This is a genomic window from Sporosarcina sp. Y1009, assembly GCF_057669865.1.
On the sequence record NZ_JBYHFO010000004.1, the window covers coordinates 1 to 23347 of the forward strand.

Genomic DNA, 23347 nt, shown 5'->3' on the forward strand with positions numbered 1-23347 from the left:
CACTTCAAAAACGGTACGTTTTAAGTGGCGGGAGGTTCATTTAGTCACTGTCTTTTTTATGATTAATCTCGTAAATAATCTGTTTAGCTTTTTCGTATGCTTCTGCTCGACTTGTAGCATAAACGTCAATTACCTTCTTCTCAATTATAAAATTATAATGTTTCAACATGTTGATTATCTTCCCTCCTTTATTTTAATCTCTGCTTCATCAATTGTTTCTGAGATTTTGAAGATCAAAAATGTATAGCGACATCTTTTCTAGTTTTCTTCTCCATCTGCTAATGTAATAGGCCACCGCTCTCCAATTACAAGTAGTTCTTTGACTGACAATAAAGCAAAAATTAAAACTCTGCTTTGTATGTTTCATTTCCCTATTCTTCTCCCGTTTTTTGATTTAGAAAAAGACCGACCCATTAAAAACTTGGTCGGCCAAAGCGAGCAAAGTTATTAGTTTTGAAATTGAAATGCTCATAAAACTAGATATTATGTTGGTTTATAATTCTGCCAAGTGCTGTCGTAACGTGTTTAGCTTGCCATATGTTCCAGTCGAATTTTATCAGCAATCATTGCGATGAACTCACTATTCGTCGGTTTACTCTTCAAATGATGAACCGTATATCCGAACATTTTGGAAATAACCTCGTAATTTCCGCGATTCCAAGCGACCTCAATTGCATGCCTGATTGCCCGTTCAACACGCGATGGTGTTGTATTAAATTTTTCTGCGATATCAGGATAAAGGATTTTAGTAACTGAACCTAGAAGTTCTACATCGGAATAGACCATTTGGATGGCTTCCCTGAGAAATGCATAACCTTTAATATGTGCTGGCACCCCAATTTCTTTAATAATCCCAGTTATCGTTGTATCTAATACTTTTTGACTTACAGTTCCTGGTGCTTGTCCGCCGCCCGGTTGCGATATCGGAATAGAAGGCTTTTTCGTACCTGCCACTTGATATATCTGGTTTGTTAATCTATCAAACTCGAATGGTTTTAACATAAAATAGGAAGCACCAAGATCGGCCGCTTGCGTCATGACATCTTCTTGTCCAAAAGCCGTGAGCATAATTATGTGTAAATCTGGAAACTTTGAGCTTCCCCCAATTGTTTCTAAAACTGCAATTCCATCAAGATGGGGCATAATTATGTCAAGGAGGAGCACATCGGGTACTTTTTCTTCCAACATTGTCAAACAAACCTTCCCGTTGTGACCTGTCCAAATAATTTCAATTTCAGGGTGTTTCTCAAAATAAGACTTCATCGTTTTTACAAGTTCTTTGTTATCATCTACAATTGCGATTTTTATAGTTTCCAACTAATTTCCCCTCCACAAACTGATTTTATAGTTGAGCAGATTATGATTGCTTAAAAAATCAAATTCGACAAAAGTTTTCTTTACCCTTTAATAATGTATAAAGATGAACCTTATGGAGGATGATTTCTATGTTATTCGACTTTTTTCGCGCACGTTGAATTTAAAAAGACCAACCGCATAGGTTGGCCCTTCTTACAACATCTTACTTTTCACCTTTACGCATCGTTTCCACGAAGAGGGCAGCCCCTTTTTCCGGCTCATCTACAAACATATGTGTGACCGCACCTACGAATTGTCCGCTTTGAATAACAGGACTCCCACTCATCCCTTGCAAAATCCCACCCGTCAATGCCAGTAATTTCGAATCAGTCAAAACAAACTGAAATTGGTCTTTTTCGACGCTCGTTATACGAATTGTAAAGGATTCGACTTTAGTTCCTTTAACAGTCGTATATATTTCAGCTTCTCCGACTTTTAGATTTGACGGATGCATAATCTCAAGTGGTTCAGCTAACACTTCATCATGAGAACCATTCCATAAACCAAAAATGCCGTAAATGCCATTTTTGTTAATTGTTCCAAGTGTGCTATCATTTTTAATGATACTGGAAATTTTATACCCTGGATTTCCTGGCACACTTTTTCTAATTTGCTCAATCTCGGAAAGATGTATGGAGCCTGCCTTAAAGGACGGTGGTGACTTTAAAGAACTATCAATGATCTGATGTCCCAGTGCGCCATAAGTTCCGTTTTTCGGATCCACGTACGTCAAGGTGCCAGTACCCTCTGTACTGTCTTTTAGGAATGGAATTAGCCGTTTTATTGCTTCGCTATCTGACTTGACTTGAAATGTTTCTCCGTTCCTTGAGACAAGTAGCTTAACACCTTCCTTGTCATGAATCGATGTCAATGTTTGTTCCAAACTTTTTAGTTTTGAAATCTTCACACTTCCAACTTGTCCAATAAGATCGCCAGCTCTCAACCATTCGTTTTTGCCAAGTAAAACGTCATTCGTAATAAAAACACCTGACAAATCCATTTTTATACCGATTGAATGACCCATCGGAATAAGTGATTCATCATTCCCGGATGCCGTTCCTGTATTGATCGGCATAAACAGCAAGACGACAGAAAACGATACAATCAACTTTAACTGCTTACTCCATCCCATATTTCACCTCCTCATAATAAGTTACTGTTGGTATGTCCGTTCTGCGGAATCTTATGAGAGGGTAAATAAAGAAATAAAAAACGTGCATAATTTTAAATGCACGTAAAAATTATTATCTAAAACTTTTCTTTCTAATTGCAGCAAGCGAAAGGAGTTCTTCCGCATGTTTTAATGTAAGCGTTGTAGTTTCTGCACCAGAAAGCATGCGTGATAACTCGTTCGTTCTATCTTCATTATGAACATTTTCAATTGCAGTTGTGGTTCTTTTATTTTTCACTTCTTTTTTTATTAAATAATGTTGATCAGCCATCGCAGCAACTTGTGGTAAATGAGAAATACAAAGTACTTGGGAATGACTGGCGACCATCGCAATTTTTTCTGCAATTGCTTGAGCAACTCGACCACTTACACCAGTATCGACCTCATCAAAAATAATCGAAGTGATGCCTTGATGTTTTGAAAAGATTGTTTTTAATGCGAGCATTAATCGCGAAAGTTCACCGCCTGATGCGACAGTAACTAGTGGTTTTAAAGGTTCACCAACATTTGTAGATATATGAAAAGCAACGCCATCATAACCCGTGCTGTCAAAGTTTTGTTTTTGTTCAAATACAACTTTGAATGAAGCTTTTTCCATATGTAGTTGTTGAAGTTGTTCCAAAATGGCCACTTCTAATTTCTTCGCCGCATTTTTTCGGATAATTGACAGTTCTTCTGCTTCAATTTCAAGATCTTTTTTTAATTGAACAAGTTTTTCTTGTTCAATCAGTAATCTTTCATCTCGATTGATTAAATTTTCAAGTTCATCTGAAATTTTATCTCTATAGATTAAAATATCTTCAACTGTGGTGCCATATTTACGTTTTAACGAAATATGTAGCGCAAGTCTTTCTTCAACGACCTCCAACCTTTCGGGGTCGAATTCTAAATCATCAATTCGATTCCGGAGCTCATGTGATGTTTCTTGTAATGTATAAAAGTTTGTTGAAATCGTTTCCAATTCGGTTACAAGTGTGCGATCAACTTCTGCAGCATCTTCCATATCACTCATAGCAGAGCCTACCCAATCCAGTGCACGCGAATCTCCAGAGATAGATTCATAAGCTGTATTTAGACGTTCGTAAAGCCTGTTGAAATTTTGAAGTTTTCGTTGTTCGTCTTCAAGTTTTTCTTCCTCACCTATTTCAAGTTGCGCCTCATTAATTTCATTTAATTGAAAAGAGTAAAGATCGATTCTTTGTGCAACTTGCTGTTCGTTTTCATCTGCTGCTTCAATTTTTTTCTTTAATTTCAAATATTTATTATATAATTCTAAATAACTAGCATAGGATTGATTTATTTTGTTTCCAGCATACTGATCTAACAGGTGGATATGTCTGCGCTCGTGCATTAATTCTTGGTTTTCATGTTGACCATGTATATCAATAATTTGGTTTCCCACTTCTCTTAAAATCGCGATTGTAACAAGACTGCCATTTATGCGGCAAATATTTTTCCCGTTTTTATAAAGGTCTCGTCTTAAAATAATCACACCATCTTCAACCGTAATTCCGAATTCTCGTAACTTGTTAAAAATAGGATGTTTTGAATCATCGATGCTAAAATGCCCTTCAAGTTCGGCTCTGTTTGCACCATGTCGTATGAAGCGTTGTGAGCCTCGTCCGCCAACAATTAATTGAACAGCATCAATTATAATTGATTTACCGGCACCGGTTTCTCCGGTAAGTACGGTAAGACCATTTTCAAATTGAACATCTAACCTTTCAATAATCGCAAAATTCTTGATCGAAATTTCATTTAACATGTCAATTCACCACTTTCAAAGCATCGCAAGCAATTTTTCTTTTACAAATGGTAATTTTTGCTCATCTCTGCATATGATGAGACAAGTATCATCACCGCAAATTGTTCCCAACATTTCTTCCCATTTCAAATGGTCTAGAAGCGATCCAACCGCTTGTGCATTACCAGGCAAAGTCTTCAAGACAAGGAAATGCCCTGCACCATCAATACTTACAAAAGCATCTGTCATTGCACGATGTAATTTTTCCTCCGTATTGTATGAGTGTATTGGAGGTAAACTATATTTATAATTCCCGTTTTTTGTTGGAACTTTGATAAGATGCATTTCTTTAATATCTCGGGAAACTGTCGCTTGTGTAACATCGACTCCCGCATCTTTTAAACTTTGTACGAGCTGATCCTGAGTTTCAATATCATTATTTGATATAATGTCCCGTATTCTTATATGTCTTAGTCCTTTATTCAAAATTCAACCTCCTATTTCGTTAAAGTGACGGTAGATATAGAAAAATTGAAAAGCGCACAAAAAAATGCGCGCTATTGCAATTCTTTGTAAGCAACATCAATAAGCCTGTTAAATGTATCATCTGTGTAAGCTTTAATCGGTACTTCATCAGCAGTTAAATGAAATAAAAACTCGATATTGCCTTCTGCACCGGTGACAGGTGAGAATGATGAATTTCGAAGAGAGTATCCTTCCTCAAAAGACATATCTGCAATTTTTTTTAATACATCAAAATGTATTGATCTATCTTTTATAACACCTTTTTTACCGACTTTTCCTCTACCCGCTTCAAATTGAGGTTTTACGAGTGCAATGACGTCTCCGCCAGCCGTAATGATACTTTTTAACGCTGGTAAGATGAGCGCCAGTGAGATAAAAGATACATCAATTGTTGCAAAATTCGGCTGGCCATCAGTAAATAGGTCAGCAGTAGCGTAACGGAAATTCATACGTTCCATCACAGTAACACGGTCATCCTGTCTGATTTTCCAAGCAAGTTGGTTATATCCGACGTCTAATGCATAACAATGTACAGCTCCGTTTTGCAACGCACAGTCAGTGAAGCCACCTGTTGAGGCGCCAATATCCAAGACGGTTTTTCCGGTCGTGTCTACATCAAAAACCTCTAACGCTTTTTCTAATTTTAAACCACCGCGACTCACATACTTTAAGGAATTCCCTTTAACAATCAATGGCGAATCAATTAAGATTTTTTCACCTGGTTTTTCCATTCTTGTACTCGCGGAAAATACAATCCCGGCCATGATTGAACGTTTAGCCTGTTCTCTGGTTTCGACTAATCCTCTTTGAACAAGCAGAACATCAACACGTTCTTTTTCTTCACCTGCCATTAAACGACGCCTCTTTCTACAGTCTTTTTCGGGATAATAGAAAGAACGTTTTGAACAATTTGATCTGAAGTCATACCGATTTCTGCAAGTAATTCATTCACGTCTCCATGTTCTATAAATTCATCTGGAATCCCCATTCGTTGAATATGAGATTCAGAATAAGAAACATCGTGTGCATATTCTAATACTGCACTTCCAAATCCTCCTGCTAAAACGCTTTCTTCGACCGTGAGGATTGGCATTTTCAATCTGAAGATGTCATCTAACATGGCTGTATCTAATGGTTTAATGAACCGCGCATTGACAACTTGAACATGTACACCCTGTGTTTCTAGAATATTCGCAGCTTCGAGTGCCATTGGAATGGAAGTTCCAAAAGTTAAAATTACTGCGTCATTTCCTTCTTTTAGAATTTCCCAAGTTCCAATCGGAATTGAATGGGTTATGTCATCCATGGGAACGCCAAGCCCGTTACCGCGTGGATAACGTAATGCTATAGGACCATCATTATAATCTATTGCTGTTTTGACCATATGCTGTCCTTCATTTTCATCTTTCGGCATCATGATGACAATATTAGGCATATGTCTAAGGAATGCAATATCAAATACACCCTGATGTGTTTCTCCATCAGCGCCAACAAGACCAGAACGGTCGATACCAATGATGACATTTAAATTTTGACGCGAAATATCATGCAGTATTTGATCATAAGCGCGCTGTAAAAAAGTTGAATAAATCGCTAAAAATGGTTTCATACCTTGGGTTGCCAAGCCAGCTGACATGGTTGTAGCATGTTGTTCGGCGATTCCTACATCAAAAAACCGATCTGGAAATTCTAATGCAAATGCTTCTAGTTTAGAACCGACCGGCATAGCTGGCGTGATTGCCACAATTCTTTTATCAACTCGAGCTAAATCACTTAAAGTGTTAGCAATTAGGCCACTCCAAGAAGGAGCTACTGCAGACGATTTAACGAAATCACCCGTTTCAATTTTGTACGGACCAGTACCATGCCAAGTACCTATTTTGTCATCTTCAGCAGGTCGATAGCCTTTACCCTTTTTCGTAATGACATGTAGCAAAACAGGTCCATCTACTTTTTTGGCATATTGAAGATTTTTTTCTAAATCAGAAAAATCATGACCATCAATTGGGCCAAGATAAGTAAAGCCGAGCTCTTCAAAAAACACACCAGAAACAAGAAGATATTTCAAACTATCTTTTACGCGTTCAGCGGCTGTAGCTAATTTACCACCGACAGCTGGAATCTTTTTTAAAATGTATTCAAGTTCATCTTTAGCACTATTATATTTTCCAGCAGTTCGTAATTTTCCTAGAATCGTATGAAGTGCGCCGACATTTGGCGCAATAGACATCTCGTTATCGTTTAGAATGACAAGCATATTCGTTTTTTCATGACCAATATGATTAAGCGCTTCAAGTGCCATCCCACCTGTAAGTGCACCATCACCAATTACAGGAATGACATGGTTTTTATCGCCTTTTATATCACGAGCAACTGCCATGCCCATCGCTGCAGATAATGAAGTTGAACTATGACCTGCTTCCCATACGTCATGTTCACTTTCATTCATTTTCGGAAAGCCACAAAGTCCTTTGAACTGTCTTAACGTATCAAATTGATCCGCCCGACCCGTTAAAATTTTATGAACGTACGCTTGATGACCAACATCCCATAAGATTTTGTCTTTTGGGCTATCAAAGACTTTATGCAACATGAGTGTTAGTTCCACAACTCCGAGATTGGGTCCAATATGTCCTCCAGTTACAGATAGTTTTTCAATAAGGAATAAGCGGATTTCTTCTGCTATTTCCTTTAATTGTTCTTTATCATATTGTTTAATAAAAGACGGATCTTTGATATTAGTGAGGTCCACCATTATCACACACCTTCACATAGTAATTGCCAGATTTTTATTCCTACTTGATAACATTATATCAACTAGAACGCCTAGTACAAGGAATTCATTAAATTAATATTTTCGGTTCACAATAAACTCAGCAAGTTTTAATAATAAAGATTGTTCTTTTTCTATAAATGATATTGCATTTATTGCCAACTGATGATGATAATCTAGTTGTTTTTTAGCCTGATCCAAACCAAGTAAACTCGGGTAGGTTACTTTCCCACTTGTGACATCACTGCCCGCATTTTTCCCAAGTTCCTCTGTCGTTGACGTAACATCTAAAATATCATCTTGGATTTGAAAAGTTAACCCAATGTTTTCCGCGAATACTTTCAAGTTACGCATTTTGTCTTCATCGACTTCTGCAAGCAATGCGCCTGCTTCAATGCAAAATGAAAGAAGTGCGCCTGTTTTGTTCAAATGTATTTGTTCTAGTTGTTCGATGGTTAACTCCATTTTCTCGCCTTCTATATCAAGAACTTGACCAGCTACCATACCTTCTGCACCAGAAGCTACTGTTAATAATTGAATAAGCTTAAGTGCGACTTCAGGTCGTGTTTCCTCGAGGTTGGTCAATATTTCAAATGCCATTGTTTGCATTGCATCACCAGCTAATATAGCCATGGCGTCACCATACACTTTATGATTCGTTGGTTTCCCACGTCTAAAGTCGTCATTATCCATACTTGGTAAATCGTCATGGATAAGTGAATAGGTATGTATGAGTTCAACTGCACAGGCGACTGTTAATGCATCTTTCGACGTTGTGCCAAGATCTTCTAATGTTGCTAATATTAATAATGGACGAATCCTTTTCCCACCAGCTTGTACAGAATAAGCCATGGACTCTTGAAGTGTTTTCGGGGCTTGTATTTGTGAAAGAAGATCCGCTAACATATTTTCAATATCTTTTACATTTTCTTCAATAAATTCATTTAAATTATTCGTCATCTTCTTCTGCACCTTTTTCTGGATTGAATGCTATCTGATTATCATCTTTATCAATAATTGTGATGAGCTGTTTCTCTGCATTTTGAAGTTTGTCATGACAAAATGACGATAGTTCCATCCCTTTTTTATATAGGTTTATTGCATCTTCAAGCGGTACTTCACCTGTTTCTAATTTCTTCACAACTTCTTCTAAGTTTAGCATAGCTTCTTCGAAACGAATTGGTTGCTTACTCATATTAGATTTCCTCCCTATCATTAAAGCTTTTCGAAATGATTTTAGCCGACGCTGAGCCGTCTTGTAATTGAAGGTCAATCTCCATACCGTTTTCTAATGAATTTACAGTGTTGATAATTGTTCCTTCGTGGTAGACAATCGAATATCCTCTTTCCATTACTGCTAATGGATTTAGAGCATTTAACATGCGTAATGTATTTGAAAATCGATTTGAATGTAACTGAAAATCATGTTGTACAGTTCTCGACAGTCGATTGGTAAAATTATTCACTGCATGCTTCTCTTCTGTAATCCGTTTCATCGGCGAATGTACCATTAGCATATTCCCTAGACGCTCTAGTTCCACTTTTTTGTGACTGACAATATCTTGTCCACTTCGATGGAGTCTTTCCTCTAGCGTGAGTAATTTCTCTGTAAAAGGGCGATATAATCTTTCTGGAAATTGTAAAGGGTAGGATTTTTGCAGTGTTGTTAATCTCTTTTTTTCAGATGAGATTAATTGTGAAAAAGATTGAAATAAGGATCTTTTTCGATCTAGTAATCGTTGGACTAATTCTTCTTGCGAAGGAACTGCTAACTCCGCTGCTGCGGTTGGCGTTGGTGCTCTTCTATCTGCAACATAATCAGCAATTGTGGTATCTGTTTCATGTCCAACTGCACTGATAATGGGAATTCGGCTAGAAAAAATAGCGCGAGCTACATCCTCTTCATTAAATGCCCATAAATCTTCAATAGAGCCCCCGCCGCGACCGACGATGAGAACATCGATTCCGGCATGTCGATTGGCTTGCTCAATCGCTTTTACAATGGACGGCGCAGCATGTGGTCCTTGTACAACTGCTGGAAAGAGGTTTATTTCTGCTAATGGGTAACGTCTGCCTATTGTTGTGCAAATATCTTGAATGGCGGCACCTGTTTGTGCGGTAATCACACCAATTCTATTCGGAAATATTGGTAATGGATTTTTCCATTTTTCATTGAATAATCCTTCTTCTGCAAGTCTTTCTTTTAATTGTTCAAATGCAAGATATAATGCCCCGACACCGTCTGGCTCCATCGTTTGTGCATATAACTGATACTGACCGCTCGCTTCATAAACCGATACATCCCCGGTGATTAGGACTTTCATTCCGTTTTCGGGACGGAACTTTAATGTAGTTGCACTTGACCTAAACATCGCTGAACGAATACGGCTATGTTCATCTTTTAACGTAAAATAAATATGCCCACTAGTGTGGTTGGTTACGTTAGACAGTTCGCCTTTTACATAGACATTACGCAAATGAGGATCTGCATCAAATTTTCTCTTAACATATTTAGTTAAAGCTTGCACTGATAAATATGGATTTTTCGACAATGCCATACCTCCTAACTGCAAATAAAGAATAGAACGCTGTCTCTGAAACAGCGTTTTGGTGTTTTATTTACTTTTTTTATCAAAAGCTTGCACTGCACTTTGAAGCGTATTTTTTAATAGCATTGTGATTGTCATTGGGCCAACGCCGCCTGGTACTGGTGTAATCGCTGAGGCTTTTTCTTTAACTGCCTCAAAGTCTACATCCCCGCATAGTTTTCCGTTTTCATCACGGTTCATACCGACATCAATAACGACAGCGCCGTCTTTGACATGCTCCTCGCTAATAAATTTTGTTCGCCCTATCGCTACAATTAATATATCAGCTTGCTTTGTATAAGAAGCTAAATCTACTGTTTTTGAGTGACAATACGTGACAGTAGCATCCCGTTGTAATAATAATTGCCCCATTGGTTTACCAACAATATTACTACGCCCAACAATAACAGCGTGTTTTCCCTTAATTGGTGTATTTGTTCGCTCCAATAATTTAATGATTCCGTATGGTGTACACGATAAAAATGAACGTTGACCGATAATCATTTTCCCTACATTCTCTGGATGAAATCCGTCAACATCTTTTTCGGGATTAATTGCTAAGATAATCCTGTTTTCATCGATATGATCAGGTAGTGGAAGTTGTACAAGTATGCCGTGGATTGAATCATCCTGATTTAACTTTTCGATATGGCCTAGTAATTCATCTTCTGTTACGGTCGCTGGTAGCTTTACCAACTCAGATTTCATCCCTACTTCATGACTCGATTTCTCTTTGTTTCGAACGTATGTATGTGAAGCTTGGTTCTCACCCACAAGAATGACCGCCAATCCTGGCGTACACCCCTGCGCTTTAAGTTCAGTTACTCGATCTCTAATTTCCACCCTGATTTCTTTACCAATCGCTTTACCATCAATTATTTTTCCGCTCATTATATATCCTCCAATCATTTTTCTTTTGAAAATTTCGAAAGTACACCATTTACAAAACGACCAGACTTCTCGTCTCCAAATGTCTTACATAATTCAATTGCTTCATTTATAATTACTTTTTCAGGAGCATCTTTCCCAAAAAGTAGTTCAAATACTGCCAATCGCAATACAGTACGCTCAATTTTGGGTAAGCGATTTAATGACCAATTTTCTAGATTAGCTGTTAATGCTGTATCGATTTCTGATTTGTTTTCAATCGTTCCTCGAACAAGCTTATCATAAAATGAATTAACTTCTTCCTCACCGATAATATAAGTAACTGCGTCCTCTATTGATAACTCTGTACTGTCTAATTGGAAAAGGGTTTGAATTGCTTTTTCCCGTGCTTCTCGACGTTTCATAATCTTATCTCCTCTACTATTGCTCTTGAGCAATATCATAGCACATTTCTGATGAAAACTTATTGTTGTAAGTTGAAAAGCATCATCCTTTTGGACGATGCTTTTCAATTACACTGTATCTATGTCTGCCTCGTACTCAATTCCTGTTATATGAACATTTACTTCTTTTGTTTGAAGCGAAGTCATGTGATAAATTGCATCTCGAATTTGTTTTTGAATTTCCAAGGCGACGTCTCGAACTGAAAACCCAAAATAAACAACACAATAAACATCAATCGTGAGGCTTTCTTCGGACCAACTTGTTTTGACACCTTTACCATGTCTAACACGTCCAAAACGTTCAGCGACATCTGCCGCGAAGCTTCCACGCATATTTGCAACACCTTTAATTTCACTTGTTGCAATCCCTACGATCACCTCGAGAACTTCCGGGGCTAATTGGACACGTCCAAGTTCAATATCTCCAGAAGGTGCCATACCTACAAATGAAGGTACTGTTTTATCAGCCATTGTGAATTCCTCCTTTTTAATCGTTCATGACATCATACATTTCAAGAAACTTTGTATCAAATTGTCCAGATTTAAACGCTTCATGATCCATTAACCTTATATGAAGTGGAATTGTTGTGTGAACACCTTCAATGATAAATTCTTCCAAGGCTCTTTTCATTCTGGCAACGGCTTCTTCTCGCGTATCTGCATGAACAATTAATTTTGCGACCATTGAATCGTAATACGGCGGAATCGAGTATCCAGTGTACATAGCTGAATCTACACGAACACCAAAGCCGCCCGGTGGCATATACATCGTAACTTCACCAGGAGATGGCATGAAGTTTTTAGATGGGTTTTCAGCATTAATTCTACATTCTATTGACCAGCCGTTGATTTTGACATCTTTTTGTTTATAAGCAAGCTTTTCTCCAGATGCTACTTTTAACTGCTGTTGGATTAAGTCAATTCCTGTAATCATTTCAGTCACAGGATGTTCAACTTGAATACGTGTATTCATCTCCATAAAATAAAACTTTTCATTAATATGATCAAATATAAATTCCACAGTTCCCGCTCCGCGGTAATTAACAGCTTTTGCAGCTTTCACAGCTGCCTCGCCCATTTCAGCACGCATTTCTGGAGTGAGTGCTGGTGATGGTGCTTCTTCTACTAACTTTTGCATTCTGCGCTGAATTGAGCAATCTCGTTCACCAAGGTGAATTGTATTCCCATATTTATCTGCGAGTACTTGAACTTCAACATGTCTGAAGACTTCAATATACTTTTCAAGATAAACGCCAGGATTTCCAAAAGCAGCTGCAGCTTCTTTTTGAGTGATTTTTATACCAGTGATTAAATCTTCTTTGGTTTTGGCAACTCGAATTCCTTTACCACCACCACCGGCAGTTGCTTTAATGATGACTGGGAACCCTATTTTTTCCGCGATTTCAAGTGCTTCATGTTCGTCAGCAACAATACCACTTGATCCTGGAACGATTGGAACACCTGCAGCACGCATCGTTTCACGCGCCACATCTTTTGTACCCATGCGAGAAATTGCATCTGCTGTAGGGCCGATAAATTCAATATTGCATGCCTCGCATAATTCAGCAAAGCTCGCATTTTCAGCTAAGAAACCGTAACCTGGATGAATTCCATCACAATTCGTTAAGTTTGCGACACTTATTATATTGGAAAAGTTCAAGTAACTATCCGTCGATAATTTCGGACCAATACAATACGCTTCGTCAGCTAATTGAACATGCAACGCATCTTCATCAGCTTCTGAAAATACCGCTACAGTTTCAATCCCTAATTCTTTACACGCACGAATAATCCGAACAGCAATTTCACCGCGGTTCGCTATTAGTACTTTTTTCATTTATAATTCCACCTTATTTTGTTTTTACGAGAAATAGAGGTTGTCCGTATTCAACAAGTTGTCCATCCTCAGCAAGAATTTCAACAATTTCTCCTGAAACTTCCGCTTCAATTTCATTGAATAATTTCATTGCCTCTACAATACAAACAATTGCAGTATCTGTTACTTTATCACCTAACTGAACATAAGCTTCCGCTTCAGGTGAGGAGGCTGAATAAAATGTACCAACCATTGGTGATGTAATTTCATGTAATGATGGATCTTGTACAACTTCCACAGGAACCTCTATTTTTGTTGAAGTTTCCTTTTGCGGTGTTGACGTTGCCACAGTTGTTGCAACTGTTTGTACAGGTGCTGGTATAGCTGCTGGAACCTCTGCAATAGATTGTGTTTGTGCACCTGTATCTGCTTGTGAGTTACCCTTTTTTAATACGAGTTTAGCACCATCTGACTCATATGAAAACTTTTCAATTGATGACTGATCAATAAGTTTAATAATTTCACGTATTTCTTGAATTTTTAACATGATCTTTTTCTCCTGACTATAGTAATTTTTTAGGTTCTATTCTATTTTAGACGTTTTCAGCCGAGAATGAAACAATTATCGTTAAATAGTGCGGAAATCCAGATGTTAAAAAGAAAAAAGACCCAAATTAGGGCCTTCGTTTCTTTCAAGAGTCACCTTTAAAATCTACCTTTACTGTCATATATTAAAGCTCAACAAAGCCTGTTGTTATGATGTTCACATCAATTCTGGACTACTTTAATTCGATTGTCAATGTTGAAAGGGCCTTGGTTTCACTGCTTTCTGCTATTAAATAGCAAAGGTGGCGTATGATGCCACCAATTCATATATATCGCAAAGACGGCATGTGTCAAACTCTCTTCCAAAGGCTCCGACACTCAAGCGTCTAGGCAAATAGATACTATCTATATTTACCTTCTTATTTTTTAAAAGCTCAAAGTTTTCTTTAGAAGGTTGTATTAGTTCAATAGGGTTTTCAACAGTTGAATAATTAATAAGGGAAGTAATTTCTTCTTCCAATATTCATGGGTAATAAAAAACACTCTTAATGAATGTTTTTTACTAGTATTTATAATTATTGTCCAAGAGAATCCCCTAATATTTCTTCAAGTTCTGCTTGTATTTCTTCTTGATTCATATCTTCAACAGGTTTATATTCCCCTTTTGAATTATTATCAGCTGGATTATGTGGAATACCACCAGATGGAATATATGGTACTTTAGATTCTGGGGCAAAGTCTTTATCGTTTTTATAAATAGAAAATCCATGTGAAGGTTCTATCCTGTATTTATCAGAGCCACTATTAAGTGTAAAAGTTTCGACATTACAATATGAATTTTCTCCTATAAACATGCTATCTAATTTAGTGTAATCAAGTTCTTTTAAAAGAGTATACTTTTTTTCATCAGTTAAACTATTAAATTCATTACTAAGTTCAGCTTCTAAGTAAAAATCATAAAACATTAAACTTTCCAGTTTATCGCCTTCAACATTTATTAATTCTATACCGCCTTTTATATAGTCCTTTATGGAACTATCAGCCATTCCTTCATTAACTTTAGACATCGTTTCTGTTTTTACATCTTCCAGATTATCTTGTTTTTCACAACCAACTAGTAATACTATTATTAATGTTCCACCTTTCCAGTAGTGGTGCCATAAAAACATATAAAAAAGACTGGCTAATCAAATCAACTTTGACTGGCCAGTTTTCTTTTTACATATATAAGAACGCTATGTTAATTTTCAATTTCTTTACTCTGCAACTTAAAACTAGCATCCACCGCTGCTAACAAATTATAAAACATCCACGGATAGAATATATCTTTGTCATAGTTCGGCTTTTGTTTTTGATTGTTATGTCTAATGTTGAAGCTATTTAAGACTATAAATAAATCTCCAGTATCTTTTCTATTCAAGTGGAGTTTATTAGATTCACGTAATTTCTCAAGGACTGTTCCTACAGCGAAAATAGCCCCCCGTTTATCTTCAATAGTTGCACCATGCTTAAAAAAAGCTTCTTTTGCATGCTTGATTCGATTTTCTGAATCCATATCATCAGACAGTATTTGTTGAGAATCTATTAATTCTTCTAATCCATTATTTAATAGTTCTCTGATATATCCAGCTTCAGTTAATTCATAACCCACGCCATATTTTGAAATAACCCTGTTTATCTTTATGCGATAGTCAGCTTGAACTTCTTGTTTAGTTATTTTAAATTTTTCTTCTCTTTTTCTTTCTATAGCTATTAGTTCAGGAGAAGTTGGATTACCAAATCTCGGCGATTTCCCATATAATTCAACAGGTATTTCTATAAATTCATGAAAGAATTCAATCAGGTCAAATATATCTTCTTCAGAGTACTGATTATTTCTATGAAAAGGTAGGATGCCTTCTTTATTAAAGACTTCAATAGAATACAAATTTAATTCTTTCTTACTTCCAGAAGGAACTTGATAAAAATACTTTTTGTTATAGAAAACGGTATGAATATCATCAAAATACTCAACTAAGGTCTCGAAACTAATTCTTAACCTAGAATTATTAGCATTTCTTTGTGAGTAGTACTGTTTTTCAACCAATAAGAACCCTCCTACATGATTAAATATTGTATCTTCCATGTATTACTTTAAGACCTGTGTGTAAATAATGTATTATTCACCTATTTTGTGTTTCGTCGTTTAAAAATTCCTTAGCTTTCGCAAGGCTATATGAAAAATGACTGCTACTATTTATCTTCTTTATCACAAAATCTTCATCGAGACCTAAATCTATAAATAGCATCATAGTTACAATCGCCTTCAGTCTTTGTATTCCATAAAACTGTTCATCAACAGTAGTCAGCAAATTCGGCTTTCGTTTCTCATCATAATGGGCTAAATAATTTCTAGTGTCTACTAGTTGCTTTATAAAATCCTTGATAATTACGCCTATACGTAAAAACATACCCTTCCTCACCTAAAAATAAGAAATCATTTCCCTCATTTAGGTTTTGGACTACATTTAGTAAATCAAAAGCTGATTGTTCATAAATTGCCACTTAACATTCCCCCCTAGCAATTAAATATATCTAAATCTAATGTACCATAATTATAAATTCAAACTACTCTTTCAGCTAAATAAAATCGAGATTTCATTTACTATTTCATATGGATTGAGTAAAGTTTAGCATAATTCAGCAACTGTTTACTTTCGTTGTGTTCTTAAACTTTCTGTCTGCTTAAAAGACTTGATATGCAAATTTTAAAAGCATAAAAAATAACCACCTCTCCAATTTTTCTGAGAAGTGGTTATTCCTATACGAATTAATTATAAACAAGACAGCTTTACAAAATAGCCTGTGAAGAGATTACATATACCGCCATATCAGGCATGCCGCTCATTCCAGCGCCTGCTGGTTCTGGTAGGTCTGCAACAACTACTTCAGTATTCAAGAACATGCCGTAACAGATGCTGCGTTTTGGAGAGCGTAGTGTGTTATAGAGCCGTTTATTCATGTTTTTTATAGGTATACCACTTCTCAATATTTCTTAGTAATTCCTATTACAGATTTTGGTGATTACCATATCTACTAAAAGGTAGAATAAATGTTTTCCTTTGTAGATATGTACTTTCCTCTTTATACTACGCCTTCGCTGAAAGATAAAAGAAAACACCCATTACGCAGCGGAATGGATGTTTAAATGTTTTTTAATAAATAAAATAATTACTTTGCTTTTCTTATCATCTTTTTTGAAGGTTTTGTCCATCAACATTATAATGCGCAACATTGATATATTTTCTATTATAAAATTAAAATAAGATTTGAGTTACTTTTCATCTTATTTCAGAAAGATTTACTAACATTTTTTCGATTCTCTTAATTTTTCTAGAAAAGTCACATGTGAACTCCTTAATAGATTGTTCATTAAATGATAGAAGGTAGGCTCTATAACCAGCTAAATAATTTAATGTATTTCCTTTTAGTATAATATTACCTGCCGTTAGGTTTACTATATCAGGATTTATGTTGTTTAATCTAGAAATAAATTCATTGAAATTTGTTGGATACTTTTTAAAACCATTATCATATTCAAAAGCATAAAGATACGAGTTTAATTTTTTTAACTTCTTTCTAGATAACGAAATTTTTTTTGATATTACATATCCATTTAAAACAATACTATTCTCTGATTTAATTATTTTCTTTGAATTTATTTTCAAGTTTATATCTCTTAAAATATCTTTTAAAGTCCCAATAAAAAAATGTTTATTAATTTCGGGTTTATTAGAAGAAAATAGCAAATCATCAGCATAACGTGTATATTCAACATCAAATTTCTCGCAATATTTTTTTATTCTAATATCTATTCTTCTAAACAAGATATTTGATAGTAGTGGGGAAGTTATTGCACCTTGAGGTACACTTCCGTTATATGTAGTAATAAAAATAATTTCATCTAGTATTTTTTTCTTTTCTTTTTCATTTCTTACATTTATGTATTCAAAAAATGTTTCTCTCACTAGTTCTGTTTTTAATGACCCAAAGAAGTCTTTTATATCTATTCTTAAAAAAAATTGTTTAGAACAATGTGGAACTAAAAAATCCAAGTAATTTTTCCCCTTAACAAATCCACAAACATAATCTGGCAAAGGTACGTAATCTAAGAAATTGTTTATAAGTTTTTTTTGCAACTTAAAAATCAAACTATCTTTTTTTACAGCGCTAATAATTCTTCTCTTTGAATTAACAACAATTTCAAATTCATTATAATAATTATTCTTGTTATCCATCAAAGGGACAGTATTAAAAATAGCCAACCCTAATATTTTTCCATGAAAAAATTCTTCACTATAAATATTTACGTTGATATAAATCCCCCCTTTTTCTAAAGATAATAATGAAGTAAGTACTTCCTGAAAGCGATGCAGCTGCAGCTAATAGAGCAGCGGAAATACGCTGGAGCAAAAAGTGATATTAATACCTTGGTTTTTCTTGTCAAATTAAGTGTGTCAAACCTAATCCAACTGCTACAAGGAGTGATTACAAATTTTATTATTCAAATCATAATCACTTTGCTACTTACTTCATTATTATTTGTAACGTTTTAATTATATCATTAACTTCTGGAAATATCTCACTAAATCTCACTTTGTAATCTTCTTTTTCATACTTCTTAAAAATATATTCAATGAACTCTGTCATCCATCCAGACCCTTTTTTTAACTTACTTAATTTTAAAGACTGTGTGTACCCCTCTCGAATTTCTGCAATATCAGAATTACATGCAAGAGTATCCGTTAGTTTAATTAGCGGTTCTAATTTACCTTCAACTACTGTTTTAAGTATATTTATTTTATAGGAGATATTATGGTTTTTTTCATAAACATTTTTTAATAGTTCTTTATCAGCATAATTAGACTCATGTATTATCCAATCATAAAAATGAGTATAACTTGTACTATTTACTATTGACCCTTCGATTGTAGTATTTACTGGATAAACATTATAATTTTTGCAATAATTCTTAATTAATGCTCTATAAGTATTGAATAGTTTATCATCGAAAATTAAATAGTTTTTGTCAAATTTAAATTCTGCTTTTTTTGAAATTCCTTTAATTCTAGCTCTATAGTTCAATAAAACTCTTTTTCTTCCATACGATAATTTCTCTTGTAGAATAATCTTTGGGTCTTTTAAAGGATTATAATTATCTCCTGTAATTGAAAACTTATTTTTTTCTTCAGAGTAAGTAATTATTTTATCCATATCTAGCAAAAGGAGGTAAGGTATATCCAAATTCCTTTGAATTGGATGAGATGTTTCTAATGACACATTGTTTGAATTGTAAGAGAATATTTCCACATCTTTTAAAACTGGAAAATTATTTTGTATTTTTTCATTACTAAATAGTTCATATTCAGTAATACCTTCGACAAAAAGAATGCCATTCGCAAAATAATAACTCGCTTCTTTATCACTAATTACAATTTTACTCGTCTTACTTTCCAAATTCCTAACTTTTTTTACCGATGATTTAAAATTATTTTCAGATACCTGGAAAATATTAACGTCCTCAAAAACTAATATATTTTTTACTAATCTCGGAGAATGTGACGAAATAATTGTTTGAATTGCTTCATCATGAGTATATATGTTTTTTACTAATTCATCTATTAAGGAAGGGTGTAATCCAATTTCTGGTTCATCAATAATTACAATCGGATTTTTAATTTTACTAGTATGAAGTATTTCTAGTATTGTGTAAAACATCCTTAAGTAATTATATGAATTAGAACCTTTTGAGTAATAATCCAGTTTATTGTTTTTATATTTAAATCTTTCACCGCCTAATTGAAGTTTAAAAAGTAATTCAAATTTCTCACTATTATTAAAAGGCTTTATATTATAGCCTAAACTCTTAATTTCTGTATCTAACTTTTCAATATAATTTGAGTATTTAATTCCATATATATCCGTTAATACTTGATTTAATCTTTCAGGTAATTTTTCTTCATTTTCACCTCTACGTTGCCCTAAGTCACCAATTACATTCCAAATATTCTTCCAATCATACAAATCAATATTTCTTACATCTATATAATATATTGGAAAAAGATATTTAATTAACTTTCTAACTTGATATTCATGACTCCAAAGTATTGTATTATTTTTATATTGTTTAAGAGTTAAAGTTATAGTCGAGTCACCGTTCTCATTAAGAACGTTAATTTTTTGAAAGAATTCATTAGAAAAATTTTCAGGTTTTTTTCCGATTTCAATAAACTCACTTAAATCGAATTTTATACTAATTTCCCCGTAACCATTATATGGGTTATTTTTATCTAATAAGCTATAATCTATATTATTCTCAATTAAATTTTCATGAAAGTAATTTAAGTACTTTTGAATATGTGTTTTACCAGCTCCGTTTTTCCCAATTAATACATTCAATTTTTTAAAGTTAATGAATGTATTCTCTAAACTCTTTACATTTTTAAATCTTATATCTACAATTCCCATTACAGTCTCCTATTTTGTTTTTATTGTATAAAATTAATATTCTCAAATCATCTAAAAAAGTACATTATCTTTTCTTCTATATACCATTCGATGACAATTCGCACATATAGGAACTAAATCAGTTTCGGGATTAATTACCACCACTTCTGTACTTAAAAGTTTATTATTTTCTTCACAATCCACATCGCCATAAACAACAAGGTAGTAAGCATCTTTACTATGTTGTGGTGCAGGAATCTCTAAGTAATCTATAAGCGGCTGATGAATGGCCATTTAAATCCCTTCCTCATAACTCCATTCACTATAAATATTCTACAATAGTTCTAGAAAACCTTCTAGTTTCGACAATTTACTTATTTTAATACCGTGTAGATACAGCTACTACCTCTCTGTAGCTTGGAATGGGAGGATGTAAACGTGATAATTACCCCCGCCTAGACACACTGTAATTAAATATGCCGCCCCGACCTAGTTGGGGTAGTTATTTTTAAATCAGTGCCAAGGCTGACAGGCACTACACTCACAAACGTATTCTGGTAAACTTCTATCTCTTACGACTTCGTGTCTTCTTGACTTCATAAAAAGGTCTTGATTTTGGTTATTAAATATTGGCGTACATAAATCTATCATAATAAACTCAACTTGCTTCCTGTTGAGCCTATCAAATTTATAAAACATAATCCTTTCAATCATATGTGAGAAAAGATTCCCAGATAAATGACTAACATTCTATTCCTAAAGTCTACCGTCTTACCTATATATATATAAGATTATCCTTTTTATCATATAGAGCGTAGACACATTCAACATTCTTATATTGATTTAGCAAAAATCCGTGCGAGTTTTCTCTCTTGTCATGTCCCATAGAAGTATCCTTCCCAAGAATTCAAGCTTACTTTTTCTTAGATAAGCTGAAATGAAATGATAAAAAATATATTACAAGTCACCTTAAACCCTCTCGCTCCAACAACCTATACAACGTTCCAGTGCCAATTGACAACGTCTTACATATATATCGTAAAGACGGCATGTGTTAAACTCTCTGCCAAAGGCTCCGACACTCAAGCTTCTACGTTACCAAATCTTGTTATTTCAAGGTTTAATATACTAGGTTAATTACATATAACTAATTTAAGCACATAAAAAAAGACCTTACATGTAAGGTCTTTTTGTAGCTATTATTAAGTTTTTTCAACGTTTGTAGCTTGTAGGTCACGTTGTCCTTCTTCAATTTCAAATGTTACACTTTGACCTTCGTCTAAAGATTTGAAACCTTCGCCTTGGATTGCTGAGAAATGTACGAATACGTCATCTCCTGCTTCACGCTCGATGAATCCAAAACCTTTTTCTGCATTAAACCACTTAACTGTACCTTGTTCCATTATTGTTGCCTCCTAGTGCGGAAATCCACACAATGTGTTACTACTCTCGCTCAAATACCTTAGACGAAAAACAAAATCTATTCTTAATCTGAAATAGAACAAAAATAACTTTTCTTAAAATAACAGATATAAGATGAAATAGCAACTGGTCCGATTGTTGAACACAAGTCAAACAACACTCTTCAACTAAATTGCCCCGTTAGATTAAGAAGTAAATTAACACTAGGCTTTACTTTAATAGTAAAAAGTGCCAGTATACAAAACTATCTCGTTAGTTTAAACATTCACACGAAAGAATTGCATATGGGTTTCCAATGGTAATCCATCGCCCATCAAGACTCTTTGTAAATTTTAATATATCAAGGTTTACATATTCATTTTACTCTTACTTATTTTCAACCTGCTTTTCCAATAGTTCTATTTGTTTTTTCATTATGGATATTTCTTCTTCACTTTGACTTATATAATTATCCAACATTTTTTGGTGCTTTTTTTCAATTACATCAATACTACTTTCGTTATTGAATCCCAGAAAAACAAATACACAAACAATACCTATTATCGCTGTAAAGAGAACGGAATAAAAATGCTTACTGTTAATTTTTGAATCATACACTATCACCCTTAAAATATAAAACAATACTAATAAGCATAATATTAGTGAAAGATTCATTGCTAATAAATTTGCTGTAAAATTACTTTCAATTTTAGGTATTGCGCTAATATTTACACCAATAACAGCAAATGCAGCTACCATTATCGATAATATAGTAGTGATATCTTTATAAAAATCCTTTATTTTCTTGCTATGATTTTTAATAAGTGAGTGAATAGATTGTAAACTCTCATCTTGTTGTTCTTTATGCTGTCCAAACTGTGTTAATAAACGTGCTTGTTCCTTTTTAGTATCTTTTATTTCTACTAAAGTTTTTTCTTGCTTATGCATTAATTCTACGCTTCTTTTACTAGTAACGAAGTGTAAATAGTGCATCGCTTTATTAGATAATCTTATAAGTGAATTAAAAGAACAAACTAAGTCAACTATTGTACCAAAATTTAATAATTTATAGAACATATCAGTTTCCGAATTGAGATTTTCATGTCCAGTAAACAATTCTTCGTTAAATAAGTTTTTGTTAGTTCTATATAAACGATGTAGATTATATCTAATTTGAAAGGTTACATCTGGATTTTCCGCATGAATACCGTCTCTTGACTCTTCCTCAATATTAAATTCATTTATTCTAAAGTCTTCAATGAAATCATTTAAATATAGAATTTTAAGATAGTTAAAAAATTCACTTTCTTCAAATTTCGAATACATAAAAATATGCGATATGCTTTTTGTAGGGTATTCTCCACTCTGAGTTATTTGAATACTCGAGCCGGAATTCATTACTGCTTCTAAGAATTCAATGATTTTACTTTCGTCCAATTCCGATATACCAAATTCAATATTACTGTTTTGTAGGTACATATCATACTCATTTTTTAACAGGCTTAATTTTTCTTCTTCTGATAATTCATCTAACTCTAAATAATTTAATTCCTCTAATTCCTTCAAATTAAAAATCCCCCTTCACAACATATCAAAGCATTTTACAATGA

At 34.3% G+C, this 23347-nt stretch carries 25 protein-coding genes; all 25 read right to left on the reverse strand.

Annotated elements, in window-relative coordinates:
- Positions 1-40: 40 nt before the first annotated feature.
- Positions 41-169 carry a hypothetical protein gene (locus tag AC25Y1_RS05930; protein ID WP_488147041.1) on the reverse strand — a complete coding sequence of 43 codons (129 nt, stop codon included), beginning with the start codon at positions 167-169 and terminating at the stop codon, positions 41-43.
- Between the two features lie 356 nt (positions 170-525).
- Positions 526-1317, reverse strand: coding sequence for a sporulation transcription factor Spo0A (gene spo0A / locus AC25Y1_RS05935; RefSeq protein ID WP_488147042.1), 792 nt, complete (start codon positions 1315-1317; stop codon positions 526-528).
- A 202-nt stretch (positions 1318-1519) separates the two neighbouring features.
- Positions 1520-2488 carry a SpoIVB peptidase S55 domain-containing protein gene (locus AC25Y1_RS05940; protein ID WP_488147043.1) on the reverse strand — a complete coding sequence of 323 codons (969 nt, stop codon included), beginning with the start codon at positions 2486-2488 and terminating at the stop codon, positions 1520-1522.
- 112 nt (positions 2489-2600) lie between these two features.
- Positions 2601-4292, reverse strand: a complete 1692-nt coding sequence (recN, locus tag AC25Y1_RS05945) for a DNA repair protein RecN (protein ID WP_488147044.1) — start codon at positions 4290-4292, stop codon at positions 2601-2603.
- Positions 4293-4307: 15 nt separating this feature from the next.
- Positions 4308-4757 carry a transcriptional regulator AhrC/ArgR gene (gene ahrC, locus AC25Y1_RS05950; protein ID WP_488147045.1) on the reverse strand — a complete coding sequence of 150 codons (450 nt, stop codon included), beginning with the start codon at positions 4755-4757 and terminating at the stop codon, positions 4308-4310.
- 71 nt (positions 4758-4828) lie between these two features.
- Positions 4829-5647, reverse strand: a complete 819-nt coding sequence (locus tag AC25Y1_RS05955; protein WP_488147046.1) for a TlyA family RNA methyltransferase — start codon at positions 5645-5647, stop codon at positions 4829-4831.
- The gene (dxs, locus tag AC25Y1_RS05960) at positions 5647-7548 is read right to left on the reverse strand and encodes a 1-deoxy-D-xylulose-5-phosphate synthase (RefSeq protein ID WP_488147343.1); all 1902 of its coding nucleotides are present in this window, start codon (positions 7546-7548) and stop codon (positions 5647-5649) included. Before dxs ends, AC25Y1_RS05955 begins: the two co-directional genes overlap by 1 nt.
- A gap of 96 nt (positions 7549-7644) precedes the next feature.
- Complete coding sequence (locus AC25Y1_RS05965; RefSeq protein ID WP_488147047.1) at positions 7645-8529, reverse strand: polyprenyl synthetase family protein; 885 nt, start codon at positions 8527-8529, stop codon at positions 7645-7647.
- Positions 8519-8764 carry an exodeoxyribonuclease VII small subunit gene (locus AC25Y1_RS05970; protein ID WP_488147048.1) on the reverse strand — a complete coding sequence of 82 codons (246 nt, stop codon included), beginning with the start codon at positions 8762-8764 and terminating at the stop codon, positions 8519-8521. The genes AC25Y1_RS05965 and AC25Y1_RS05970 overlap by 11 nt, the downstream gene beginning before the upstream one ends.
- 1 nt (position 8765) lies before the next feature.
- Positions 8766-10121 (reverse strand): exodeoxyribonuclease VII large subunit, encoded by a 1356-nt coding sequence (gene xseA / locus AC25Y1_RS05975; RefSeq protein ID WP_488147049.1) that lies wholly within the window; start codon positions 10119-10121, stop codon positions 8766-8768.
- Positions 10122-10184: 63 nt separating this feature from the next.
- Positions 10185-11048 carry a bifunctional methylenetetrahydrofolate dehydrogenase/methenyltetrahydrofolate cyclohydrolase FolD gene (gene folD, locus AC25Y1_RS05980; RefSeq protein WP_488147050.1) on the reverse strand — a complete coding sequence of 288 codons (864 nt, stop codon included), beginning with the start codon at positions 11046-11048 and terminating at the stop codon, positions 10185-10187.
- A 14-nt stretch (positions 11049-11062) separates the two neighbouring features.
- The gene (gene nusB, locus AC25Y1_RS05985; protein ID WP_488147051.1) at positions 11063-11449 is read right to left on the reverse strand and encodes a transcription antitermination factor NusB; all 387 of its coding nucleotides are present in this window, start codon (positions 11447-11449) and stop codon (positions 11063-11065) included.
- A 108-nt stretch (positions 11450-11557) separates the two neighbouring features.
- On the reverse strand, positions 11558-11959 hold the full coding sequence (locus AC25Y1_RS05990; RefSeq protein WP_488147052.1) for an Asp23/Gls24 family envelope stress response protein: 402 nt from the start codon (positions 11957-11959) through the stop codon (positions 11558-11560).
- A gap of 16 nt (positions 11960-11975) precedes the next feature.
- Entirely contained in the window at positions 11976-13325 is a 1350-nt protein-coding gene (gene accC / locus AC25Y1_RS05995; RefSeq protein ID WP_488147053.1) for an acetyl-CoA carboxylase biotin carboxylase subunit, read from the reverse strand.
- A gap of 13 nt (positions 13326-13338) precedes the next feature.
- The gene (gene accB / locus AC25Y1_RS06000; RefSeq protein WP_488147054.1) at positions 13339-13851 is read right to left on the reverse strand and encodes an acetyl-CoA carboxylase biotin carboxyl carrier protein; all 513 of its coding nucleotides are present in this window, start codon (positions 13849-13851) and stop codon (positions 13339-13341) included.
- Positions 13852-14139: 288 nt separating this feature from the next.
- Positions 14140-14370 (reverse strand): hypothetical protein, encoded by a 231-nt coding sequence (locus tag AC25Y1_RS06005; protein WP_488147055.1) that lies wholly within the window; start codon positions 14368-14370, stop codon positions 14140-14142.
- Between the two features lie 55 nt (positions 14371-14425).
- Positions 14426-15019, reverse strand: a complete 594-nt coding sequence (locus tag AC25Y1_RS06010; RefSeq protein WP_488147056.1) for a hypothetical protein — start codon at positions 15017-15019, stop codon at positions 14426-14428.
- A 71-nt stretch (positions 15020-15090) separates the two neighbouring features.
- Entirely contained in the window at positions 15091-15936 is an 846-nt protein-coding gene (locus tag AC25Y1_RS06015; protein WP_488147057.1) for a hypothetical protein, read from the reverse strand.
- Positions 15937-16012: 76 nt separating this feature from the next.
- Entirely contained in the window at positions 16013-16300 is a 288-nt protein-coding gene (locus AC25Y1_RS06020) for a HEPN domain-containing protein (RefSeq protein WP_488147058.1), read from the reverse strand.
- A gap of 380 nt (positions 16301-16680) precedes the next feature.
- Positions 16681-16851 carry a hypothetical protein gene (locus AC25Y1_RS06025; protein WP_488147059.1) on the reverse strand — a complete coding sequence of 57 codons (171 nt, stop codon included), beginning with the start codon at positions 16849-16851 and terminating at the stop codon, positions 16681-16683.
- A 319-nt stretch (positions 16852-17170) separates the two neighbouring features.
- Positions 17171-18127, reverse strand: coding sequence for a reverse transcriptase family protein (locus AC25Y1_RS06030; protein WP_488147060.1), 957 nt, complete (start codon positions 18125-18127; stop codon positions 17171-17173).
- Positions 18128-18416: 289 nt separating this feature from the next.
- Positions 18417-20357, reverse strand: coding sequence for a retron Eco8 family effector endonuclease (locus AC25Y1_RS06035; RefSeq protein WP_488147061.1), 1941 nt, complete (start codon positions 20355-20357; stop codon positions 18417-18419).
- A gap of 51 nt (positions 20358-20408) precedes the next feature.
- The gene (locus tag AC25Y1_RS06040; RefSeq protein ID WP_488147062.1) at positions 20409-20630 is read right to left on the reverse strand and encodes a hypothetical protein; all 222 of its coding nucleotides are present in this window, start codon (positions 20628-20630) and stop codon (positions 20409-20411) included.
- A gap of 908 nt (positions 20631-21538) precedes the next feature.
- On the reverse strand, positions 21539-21739 hold the full coding sequence (locus AC25Y1_RS06045; protein WP_488147063.1) for a cold-shock protein: 201 nt from the start codon (positions 21737-21739) through the stop codon (positions 21539-21541).
- 385 nt (positions 21740-22124) lie between these two features.
- Entirely contained in the window at positions 22125-23303 is a 1179-nt protein-coding gene (locus tag AC25Y1_RS06050) for a hypothetical protein (RefSeq protein WP_488147064.1), read from the reverse strand.
- Between the last annotated feature and the right edge of the window lie 44 nt (positions 23304-23347).

Excerpts from the sequence above, each read along its gene's own strand:
- AC25Y1_RS06010 (WP_488147056.1), bottom strand. The coding sequence starts at position 15,019 with ATGTTTTTATGGCACCACTACTGGAAAGGTGGAACATTAATAATAGTA.
- AC25Y1_RS06020 (WP_488147058.1), bottom strand. The coding sequence starts at position 16,300 with ATGTTTTTACGTATAGGCGTAATTATCAAGGATTTTATAAAGCAACTA.
- AC25Y1_RS05930 (WP_488147041.1), bottom strand. The coding sequence starts at position 169 with ATGTTGAAACATTATAATTTTATAATTGAGAAGAAGGTAATTGACGTT.
- AC25Y1_RS05940 (WP_488147043.1), bottom strand. The coding sequence starts at position 2,488 with ATGGGATGGAGTAAGCAGTTAAAGTTGATTGTATCGTTTTCTGTCGTC.
- AC25Y1_RS06035 (WP_488147061.1), bottom strand. The coding sequence starts at position 20,357 with ATGGGAATTGTAGATATAAGATTTAAAAATGTAAAGAGTTTAGAGAAT.
- AC25Y1_RS06045 (WP_488147063.1), bottom strand. The coding sequence starts at position 21,739 with ATGGAACAAGGTACAGTTAAGTGGTTTAATGCAGAAAAAGGTTTTGGA.
- recN (WP_488147044.1), bottom strand. The coding sequence starts at position 4,292 with ATGTTAAATGAAATTTCGATCAAGAATTTTGCGATTATTGAAAGGTTA.
- AC25Y1_RS05955 (WP_488147046.1), bottom strand. The coding sequence starts at position 5,647 with ATGGCAGGTGAAGAAAAAGAACGTGTTGATGTTCTGCTTGTTCAAAGA.
- AC25Y1_RS05970 (WP_488147048.1), bottom strand. The coding sequence starts at position 8,764 with ATGAGTAAGCAACCAATTCGTTTCGAAGAAGCTATGCTAAACTTAGAA.
- AC25Y1_RS06025 (WP_488147059.1), bottom strand. The coding sequence starts at position 16,851 with ATGAATAAACGGCTCTATAACACACTACGCTCTCCAAAACGCAGCATC.
- accC (WP_488147053.1), bottom strand. The coding sequence starts at position 13,325 with ATGAAAAAAGTACTAATAGCGAACCGCGGTGAAATTGCTGTTCGGATT.
- nusB (WP_488147051.1), bottom strand. The coding sequence starts at position 11,449 with ATGAAACGTCGAGAAGCACGGGAAAAAGCAATTCAAACCCTTTTCCAA.
- AC25Y1_RS06030 (WP_488147060.1), bottom strand. The coding sequence starts at position 18,127 with ATGGATAACAAGAATAATTATTATAATGAATTTGAAATTGTTGTTAAT.
- accB (WP_488147054.1), bottom strand. The coding sequence starts at position 13,851 with ATGTTAAAAATTCAAGAAATACGTGAAATTATTAAACTTATTGATCAG.
- AC25Y1_RS06040 (WP_488147062.1), bottom strand. The coding sequence starts at position 20,630 with ATGGCCATTCATCAGCCGCTTATAGATTACTTAGAGATTCCTGCACCA.
- AC25Y1_RS05990 (WP_488147052.1), bottom strand. The coding sequence starts at position 11,959 with ATGGCTGATAAAACAGTACCTTCATTTGTAGGTATGGCACCTTCTGGA.
- folD (WP_488147050.1), bottom strand. The coding sequence starts at position 11,048 with ATGAGCGGAAAAATAATTGATGGTAAAGCGATTGGTAAAGAAATCAGG.
- AC25Y1_RS05965 (WP_488147047.1), bottom strand. The coding sequence starts at position 8,529 with ATGACGAATAATTTAAATGAATTTATTGAAGAAAATGTAAAAGATATT.